This window comes from Candidatus Dormiibacterota bacterium (assembly GCA_035532835.1).
In the GTDB taxonomy this organism is placed as follows: domain Bacteria; phylum Vulcanimicrobiota; class Vulcanimicrobiia; order Vulcanimicrobiales; family Vulcanimicrobiaceae; genus DAHUXY01.
On sequence record DATKQG010000007.1, the window covers coordinates 1 to 7,913 of the forward strand.

At 61.8% G+C, this 7,913-nt stretch carries 7 protein-coding genes; 3 read left to right on the forward strand and 4 right to left on the reverse strand.

All coding sequences use genetic code 11. The features are described 5' to 3' along the window. Positions 1 to 3,259: efflux RND transporter permease subunit (locus VMW12_00225; protein ID HUZ48142.1), on the forward strand; the 3,259-nt coding region annotated here is incomplete at its 5' end. Here VMW12_00225 and VMW12_00230 read toward each other — a convergent pair. Genes VMW12_00230 through VMW12_00245 form a run of 4 tightly spaced genes read right to left on the reverse strand, consistent with a single transcriptional unit; the run spans position 3,256 to position 7,211 of the window. Beyond that, positions 3,256 to 4,002: a sulfite exporter TauE/SafE family protein gene (locus VMW12_00230; GenBank protein HUZ48143.1), complete on the reverse strand. Its 747-nt coding sequence runs from the start codon at positions 4,000 to 4,002 to the stop codon at positions 3,256 to 3,258. The two genes, VMW12_00225 and VMW12_00230, sit on opposite strands and share 4 nt — an antisense overlap. Positions 4,003 to 4,006: 4 nt before the next feature. Next, positions 4,007 to 6,175 (reverse strand): bifunctional (p)ppGpp synthetase/guanosine-3',5'-bis(diphosphate) 3'-pyrophosphohydrolase, encoded by a 2,169-nt coding sequence (locus VMW12_00235; GenBank protein HUZ48144.1) that lies wholly within the window; start codon positions 6,173 to 6,175, stop codon positions 4,007 to 4,009. A gap of 57 nt (positions 6,176 to 6,232) precedes the next feature. Beyond that, complete coding sequence (locus VMW12_00240; protein HUZ48145.1) at positions 6,233 to 6,697, reverse strand: hypothetical protein; 465 nt, start codon at positions 6,695 to 6,697, stop codon at positions 6,233 to 6,235. A 1-nt stretch (position 6,698) separates the two neighbouring features. Then, positions 6,699 to 7,211, reverse strand: a complete 513-nt coding sequence (locus tag VMW12_00245; protein HUZ48146.1) for an adenine phosphoribosyltransferase — start codon at positions 7,209 to 7,211, stop codon at positions 6,699 to 6,701. Between the two features lie 80 nt (positions 7,212 to 7,291). Between VMW12_00245 and VMW12_00250 the strand changes: the two genes are divergently transcribed. Next, the gene (locus tag VMW12_00250) at positions 7,292 to 7,588 is read left to right on the forward strand and encodes a hypothetical protein (GenBank protein ID HUZ48147.1); all 297 of its coding nucleotides are present in this window, start codon (positions 7,292 to 7,294) and stop codon (positions 7,586 to 7,588) included. A gap of 76 nt (positions 7,589 to 7,664) precedes the next feature. Beyond that, positions 7,665 to 7,913: hypothetical protein (locus VMW12_00255; protein HUZ48148.1), on the forward strand; the 249-nt coding region annotated here is incomplete at its 3' end.

Genomic DNA, 7,913 nt, shown 5'->3' on the forward strand with positions numbered 1-7,913 from the left:
TCCGCGGCTGCCGATCGCCCTGTTGCCGAACTTTACCCAGCCGGTGGTCACCGTCTCGGTCACCTACCCCAACGTCGGCCCCGAGCAGATGGAATCCCTGGTCACCCGCCCGATCGAAAACGCGGTGAGCCGCGTCAACGGGATCCAGCAGATCAACTCCAATTCCTCCGAAGGGCAGACGCGCGTCACCGCCCAGTTCTACTTCGGCACCAATATCGACACGGCGGCCGTCGACGTGCAAGAGCAGGTCGATCGCATCCGCAGCCAGTTACCGAACGATCCGAACCTGCAGCAGCCGCAGATCGCCAAATACGATTCCAATGCGCTGCCGGTCGTGCGTATGTTCATCACCGATCCGAACATGACGCTGCGCGCTCTGGGCGACCTGTTCACCAACCAGCTCTCGGATGAATTCGCATCGGTCGACGGCGTCGCGGCAGTAACGGTTACGAACGACGAACAGCGCGCGATCATGGTGCAGCCGGATTCGGGAGCGCTCGCCGGCGACGGCATCACGCTCGAACAAGTCACCGCGCGCATCCAGCAAGAGAACCTCAACCTGCCGGCCGGCATCATTCAAGTCGGCCCCAACGAGTACCAGGTGCGCAGCAACGCGCTCCTCCAATCGGCACAACAAGTCGGCAACCTGGTCCTTGCGACGAAGAACGGCTCCGCGATCCGCATCAAGGATGTCGCGAGCGTTACCGACTCCATCAGCGAGCAGCGCAGCTATCAGCGCTACGACGGCAAACCGGCGATCGGCCTGCTCGTCAACGCGCAGCCCAATGCCAACATCGTCGCCACCGCCATCGGCGTGTACAAGAAAATCAACACCATCAGCGCCCGCTATCCCGGCATGAAGATCGGCGTCGTCTTCGACCAAGAAAGCTTTATTACCGAGGCTATCCAGGCACTCGAGCATACCGCCGTGTACGGTGCGATCCTCGCGATCATCATCATCCTGCTCTTTTTGCACTCGTGGCGCACCACGCTGATCGTGGCGATCTCGCTGCCCATCTCGGTGCTCGGCACGCTCTTTGCGGCATACATCTTCGGCTATTCGCTCAACATCATGACGCTGGGAGGGCTGGCACTCGCCGTCGGCCTCATTGTCGACGACGCCATCGTCGTCATCGAAAACATTTACCGGCATATCGGGCTGGGAAAGAATCCGCGCGACGCCGCCGAGAGCGCGACCTCGGAGATTTTTTCCGCGGTGCTCGCCTCGTCGATCACCGTCATTACGGTGTTCGTTCCGCTGGTGTTGATCCCGGGTCTGCAAGGCCTCATCTTTACGCCGTTCGCCGTGATGGTGATGGTCGCGGTCGCCATTTCGCTCACCGTCGCCCTGACGACGGTCCCCATGCTTTCGTCGATCATCATTCGCAACAAGGCTCTCGCGGTGCACGCGGAAGGCGCCGGCACGAACGGCGCGCCCAAAGGCCCCTACGCGCGCTTCTCCGCCGCTTTCGACCGCACGTACGAACGGTTTGCGAGCTGGTATACCCGCGTGTTGACCCGCGCCGTCGACCGGCCCGGGCTGGTGGTCGCGATCGCCGGCGGTATCTTTATCCTAACGATGATCGTCGTCAAGCTCGGTGCCGTGCAGACCGAGATTTTCCCGGCGTCCAACTCGCGGTTCGTGCGTTTTAACATGCAGATGCCGACCGGTACGGCACTGAACGTCACCAACGCCGTCACCGAAGATATCGAGCAGCGCATGCTCAAGGATAAGCGCGTGCTCAACGTCGGCGCGCAGGTCGGCACCGCCGGTTTTATCGGCACGGGCACCGCCGTTACCAACCAATCGAATCTCTCGGTCACCATGAAGCCCAGCGTCTCGGGCGATGAGTCCGCGCGCTTCGTCGCGCAGTGGCAAAGCGCTCTCACCGGCCAATACGCGCTGCGCAGGGGCGGCCCGCGCATTTCGCGTGCCGCCATCGATGCCTTCCGCAAGATCGCCGGCAAACCGATACCCGGGCTGCGCGCGTTCGGACGCACCATCGATATCGTGCAGAATACGATCGCGCGCGGCCAAGACGCGCTGCAGATCCAAATCTACGGCCCCGATATCACCACGCTCTACAACCTCGCGCAGTTCAAGGTTATTCCGAAGCTCGCGCAGATTCAGGGCATCCAGGCGCCCAACACCAACATCAACGTTTCGCAGCCCGAGGTGGATATCGCGGTCGATCGTGCTAAAGCGGCGCAGTTGGGCATCTCCACGCAGACGGCCTCGAACATCATCGATACCGCCACGGCCGGAACGATCGCATCGTACATGCAGATCAACGGTACGCAGTACCCCATCATCGTGCAACTCCCGCCCGATCAGCGCCGCTCGCTACAGGCAATCGAGAACCTGAACGTGCCGCTGGCAACTGCAGCGAACGGCAACGCTACGGCAGCCATCGCCACGAGCGCCGCTCCCGCGACCAATGCGGGCAGCGCCAGCACGCAATCGCTCGCCGTGCTTCCGCTCGGCGAAATTGCGAACATCACCTTCGGGCAAGGGCCTTCGGAAATTTCGCGCCAGGATAAGCTGCGCGAAATCGATATCAATGCCGGCTTGAGTTCGATCCCGCTCGGCGCGGCCGTGACGCAAGCAACGAAGATCATGGACGGCATCGCGCTCCCGGCGGGCTATCATTGGCAGTACGGCCAGGCGGTGACGCAGCAAAGCGATACGTTCTCCAGCCTGGGCCTCATCGTGCTGCTCGCGATCATCCTCGTCTATATGTTGCTCGCATCCCAGTTTGAATCGATTCTGCATCCGCTGGTCATCATGGTCGCAGTGCCGCTGGCGAGCACCGGGGTCGTGCTCTCGCTCTTCCTCACGCATCGTGCCTTCGGCCTCACCGCATTCATCGGCGTGCTCATGCTCGTGGGTATCGTGGTGAAGAACGCGATTCTGGTGGTGGAATTCACCAATCAATTGCGCGAGCGCGGCTACTCCGCCCGCGAGGCCGTGCTTCATGCGGCGCCGCTGCGATTGCGGCCCATTCTCATGACGACCCTCGCCTCCATCGGCGGCATGCTTCCGATCGCGATCGGCATCGAGGCCGGGAGCCAGACGCAAGCGCCGCTCGGGACCGTGGTGATAGGCGGCCTGCTGGTCTCCACGACGCTCTCGCTCATCGTCGTGCCGACGCTCTATCTGTGGGTCGCGCGGCACCTCGAGCCACGGATGGGCGGCTTCCACGCCACGATGGGCGGCCGAAAGAGCGCCGCGCCCGACGCAGCCATTGCAGAGGTTTAGTGGCGCAGGAAAAAGGCGATCGTCATGGCGACGCCGATGCTGATGACGATCGTACGCGCGAGTAACGGCGGAACGCGACGAAAGAATTTCGCTCCAAAATAGCCGCCCAATAGCGCGATGACGGCCATCGGCAACGCAAATCGCCAGTCGATGATGCGCGCGAACAGAAATGGAATGAGCGCCATGCCGTTGATGACGACCGAGAGCACGTTCTTCATGCCGTTGGTCGCATTGAAACTCGGCAGACCGGTAAAGGTTAGAATCGCGAGCATTAAGATGCCCATGCCCGCCCCGAAATAGCCGCCGTACACCGAGACGCAGAATTGCAGTACGATCTGCCACGGCGAGTGGCTGGGAATGCCATCCGGCGCGTGCCGGGTGAGGAGCGGGCTCAGCGCAAACACGGTCGTAGCGAACAGCAGCAACCAGGGGATCAAGTGGGCGAACGTAACGGCCGGCGTACGCAATAGCAATATGGCACCCAACAGCGCGCCGACGCTGCTCACGCTCGCAACCGAGATGAGCAGGCGCTTGTGCTCGCGCACGTCGCTCCAATAGCCGCGAGCGCCGCCGATGGTACCCACCCACATGGCCGCGTTGTTCGTAGCGTTCGCCGGGATGGGCGGGACGCCGGCAAAAATCAGCGCCGGGAAGGTGAGAAAACTCCCGCCTCCGGCCACGCTGTTGATTGCGCCGCCGATAAATGCCGCGGCGGCGGGAAGGATGGCTTGTTCGAGCGTCAAGAGGCTATGCGCCCGCGCTCTTCTCGCGCTTGGTCACGCGATAGACGCGCCGTACGTTCTTGAGCGCGCCGAGTTTGGTGAGAATCTTGTGCAAGTGGTCGAGATCGCGAATCTGCACGGTGAGGCTGGTCACCGCCGAGGTATCGCGGCGCACCCGCGCCGTTACCGAACTCACCTGCGTTTTAAGCTCCGCAAATACTGCCATGATATCCTGTAACAGCTGGGAGCGGTCAACGGCTTCAACCTCGATATCGACCGCATGGGTCTGGTCGGCGTCGGCCACCCATTGCGCCTGCAGAATGCGCTCCGGCGTAGCATTCATGTAGGCCACGTTCGGGCAGTCCGCCCGATGCACGCTAACGCCCCGGCCGATCGTGACGTAGCCGATAATCGGGTCGCCCGGCACCGGCGAACAGCACTTCGAGAGCCGTACCAGCACGTCGTCGACGCCCGCGATGCGCACGCCGCTCGATTTGCGCGCGCTCTTGCGCGGCGGAGCCTTCGATACGACCTTCGAGAGATCGACGACGTTGTCGCTCTTGATCTCGTCGCGGATGCGGTTGGCGACGGCCTGAGCCGAGGCATCGCCGAAGCCGATCGCGGCGTAAAGATCGGTGGCGGTAGGATAGCTCATGCGCTGCGCGATCGTATCGATCAATTCGCCCCGCGCTAGATCGATGCGCAGGTGCGCGCGCGCCAACTCTTGCTCGAGCGACTCCTGGCCGGCCAAGACGTTTTCCTCGCGTCGCTCCTTGCGGAACCACTGCTTGATCTTATGCTTAGCGCCGGACGTTTTAACGATCGAAAGCCAGTCGAGCGATGGGCGCGCGTTCGATTTGTTAACCAGAATCTCGCAGATGTCGCCGTTGCTCAATTGCGAGTCGAGCGGAACGATGCGCCCGTTCACCTTCGCCCCAACGCAATGATTGCCGACGTCCGTATGCACCGCGTACGCGAAATCGAGCGGATTCCCACCGGCGGGCATCGAGTACACGTCGCCGCGCGGCGAGAAAACGAACACCTGCGAATCGAACAGATCGAGCTTGAGATTCTCCATGAACACGCGCGAATCGCGCATGTCCTTTTGCCATTCGAGCAACGCGCGCAGCCAGGAGAGCTTATTCTCGAATTGGTCGCCCTTGCCGCCGCCTTCTTTATAGCGCCAATGCGCGGCGATGCCGTACTCGCTGGTGCGGTGCATCTCCCAGGTGCGAATCTGAATTTCGAGCGGTTCGCCTTGCGGCCCCACCACCGTCGTGTGCAGCGACTGGTACATGTTGGGCTTGGGCATCGCGATGTAGTCTTTGAAGCGTCCCGGCAGCGGGGTCCACATCGAGTGCACTGCGCCGAGCGCACCGTAGCAATCCTTTACCGAATCGACGATGATGCGAATCGCCGTCAGATCGTAGATCGTCGAAAAATCTCGGCCTTTTTTGATCTTCGAGTAGATCGAGTAAAAATGCTTCGGGCGGCCTTGGATCTCGGCGTTGACGTGCATCGACGCAAACTCCGCGCGAAGGCGCGTAATGGCTTCTTCGACATCGGCTTCGCGCTCGCGCCGGGTTTTGGCGACGCGTTCGACGATCTCGCGATACGGTTCGGGATCGAGATACCGCAGGCACAGGTCCTCGATGTCCCATTTGATCTTCCAAATGCCGAGCCGATGCGCGATCGGCGCGTAAATATCGAGCGTTTCACGAGCGATCGCCACTTGTTTGGCCGGCGGAAGGCTCGACAGCGTGCGCATGTTGTGCAAGCGGTCGGCAAGCTTGATGATGATGACGCGAATATCGCGCGCCATCGCCATAAACATCTTACGCAGGTTTTCCACCTGCGCATCTTCTTTCGACTGATAGGGGATGCGGGTAAGCTTGGTCACGCCCTCGACGAGTGCGGCGATCTCTTCGCCGAATTCGGCGGCGACCTGCTCGCTGGTAATCATGGTGTCTTCCACCACATCGTGCAGAATTGCCGCGGCAATCGTTTGGCGGTCCATCTCGAGCTCGGCCAAAATGCCCGCTACCGAGAGCGGATGCTCGATGTACGACTCACCCGAGGCGCGACGCTGCCCTTCGTGGGCGAGGTCGGCCACCTCATAGACGCGCGTGAGCCACTGCGGATCCAGATCTGGATCGTAGGCCCGAACCGCGCCGATGAGCTCTTGGATGGTCATATATATCCGCCTATTGTGCCATATCGGCCCGCGCGGCGGAAGGGTTGCAGCCTGCGGTTAATCGCCGGTCGGAGTTTTGAGCGAGTCGCGGAACAGGACGCCGGCAATTTTGCCGTCGGCATCGATGCTCAGGCGCTCGTACAGGACCCCGTTGACGCATTGCATCTTATAGAGATACGAGGTGACCCCCGGGGGCGCGCCCTCCACTTGGACGGGGCCGAGGTAGACGGTCGATTGAAGCGCGCCCTTCTGCCCGAGCGCGGTCGAGATGGTCTGCACCATGGCATCGGAGATTTTGGCATTGAAATCCGCGTCGTAGGACGAGCGGTCGAGATCGCCCGCCTGCCAGCGCACGAGTTGCTGAATAGCTTCCTTGTGGACCGACGGAATCTCCGGCGGCGGAGCCGTAGCCGCAGGGGCGGGCGTCGCGTGCGGACGAGCGCTCGCTTGGCCGACGACGGCGAATGGGGCAACGACGACGAGCGCCAATGCGAAGGCGCGGGCTATATGGTGCAAATGCATATCAGTACTTGATGAACGAAACGACGTCGAGATTCGGCAGCGCCGCACGCCCGTTGAGGGCCTCGAGCTCGATCAGGACCGCGAAGGCTTCGATGTGGGCCCCCAGGCGTTCGAGCAGGCGCCGGGTCGCGGCCGCCGTCCCGCCCGTTGCCAACAGATCGTCGACGACGAGGACGCGGTCGCCTTGGTCGAGGGCATCGGCATGGATTTCCAGCGAGTTCGTGCCGTACTCCAGCGCGTAGTTCTCGGCGAGCTTACTGTATGGGAGCTTGCCGGGCTTGCGCACCGGCACGAAACCCGCGCCGATCGCGTATGCCAGCGGCGCGCCGATCATGTATCCACGGGCTTCGATGCCCACGACATAATCGATATGACGCCCCTTGAAGCGTTCGACGAAGAGGTCGATCATCGCGGCAAAACCTTGCTTATCTTTAAGCAACGGGGTAATGTCACGGAAAAGGATCCCCGGAATCGGAAAATCGGGGATTGCGCGAATATGCCGTTCGAGTTCCACGGGGAACGGGCATTCGAGGAACGCCGGGGTGGGCCTCTACGTTATACCGTTTGAACCGAACGATGCGGGAGAGAACGATTATGAAACAGCGAATCATTGCGGCCGTGTTGATGGTGGCACTCGCCGGAGGCTCGGCCGCCCCGGCGCTCGCGAACGGCGCCGCCAGCGTGCGGAACCTCATTTTGCTGGGGACCGCGGCGGGCGTCTTAGTCACCAACTACAACCACAAAGTCCGTGCCAAACGTGAAGAGCAGAAGCAAGTCACGCGCCGCCAATCCGCTTATCGCGATTGGTTCTATCATAAATATGGCTACTATCCGACGTACGATCAATTCAAGCAGTGGTACGTCCAAACGTACGGCGTCAACCCTGAATAACCGGCCTCCCAAACGCAACGCCGGGGCATCGTCGGGATGGCTCGGCGTTTTATTTGGCGACTCCTTTGGGCGACGCATGGCCGTCGCGTTCGCGGTTTCGGTCGCGATACACGAAATCTTTGCCGGCTTGCTGCCGGGAGCGCCGCCACCCATCAAAGAGCAGGTCTCGCGCGTTCAGGTGGCCACCATCGGCACGCGGCCCACACCCACGCCCAAGCCCCCGCCCCCGCCGCCGCCCAAACCCGTCGTAACGCACGCGGTCGTGCTTGCGGTGCCGCAAAAACGCACCGTCATCAAAGCTCCGTCGGGGAAATCCGCTCGCAAA

Coding starts and splice junctions, on each gene's coding strand:
- VMW12_00235 (HUZ48144.1), bottom strand. CDS start 6,175: ATGACCATCCAAGAGCTCATCGGCGCGGTTCGGGCCTACGATCCAGAT.
- VMW12_00240 (HUZ48145.1), bottom strand. CDS start 6,697: ATGCATTTGCACCATATAGCCCGCGCCTTCGCATTGGCGCTCGTCGTC.
- VMW12_00250 (HUZ48147.1), top strand. CDS start 7,292: ATGAAACAGCGAATCATTGCGGCCGTGTTGATGGTGGCACTCGCCGGA.